This is a genomic window from Pseudomonas brassicacearum (genome assembly GCF_003732265.1).
GTDB classification, from domain to species: domain Bacteria; phylum Pseudomonadota; class Gammaproteobacteria; order Pseudomonadales; family Pseudomonadaceae; genus Aquipseudomonas; species Aquipseudomonas brassicacearum_D.
The window spans coordinates 1-499 of record NZ_MOBK01000268.1 but is presented as its reverse complement, the minus strand read 5'-3'; the positions used below and the strand labels follow the sequence as shown (position 1 = coordinate 499).

The 499-nt window shown below is 63.1% G+C and carries 1 pseudogene; it reads right to left on the bottom strand.

The window, feature by feature from the left end:
* Positions 1 to 72 precede the first annotated feature (72 nt).
* Positions 73 to 499, bottom strand: a pseudogene (locus tag BK660_RS31200) (cytosine permease); the annotation flags it as partial.

Here is a 499-nt window from a genome sequence, read left to right as displayed (position 1 = left end):
AAGGTGCAATTCGTGCAAACCTTCCTGGTTGCGCAAACGGGCGTTGATGATGTGCATCAGGCGAATCCTTTTTTATAGGTCTTGTAGTGGCGCGGTCGCGCTGCGAGCGCCGAGCACGCCGGTAACGATGACATACGTTAGCGCGGCAGCGGCGATCCCTACCAGCGGCGCAACCCACGGCGAGTTGAACGCGGCGACGGTGCCGACCGCATAGGCCCCGAGTCCCGGCCAGTTGAACGCCGGCAACCGTGCGTCGGCCAGACGCGGATAGTGCCCGCGCCAGCGGTAGAAAAAGTCCGCCATGATCACTCCGCCAATCGGCGGAATCACCGTGCCGAGCAGAATCAGGTACGGCACCAGCATGTCGTACATACCGAGCAAGGCGAGCAGGGTGCCGATCACTGCGCCGGCGAGGGTCACGGTTTTGCGTCGGCCGGTGCGCAGCAGGTTGCAGCCGGCGACGGCGAAGTTGTAGATGGTGTTGTCTTGGGTGCTCCAG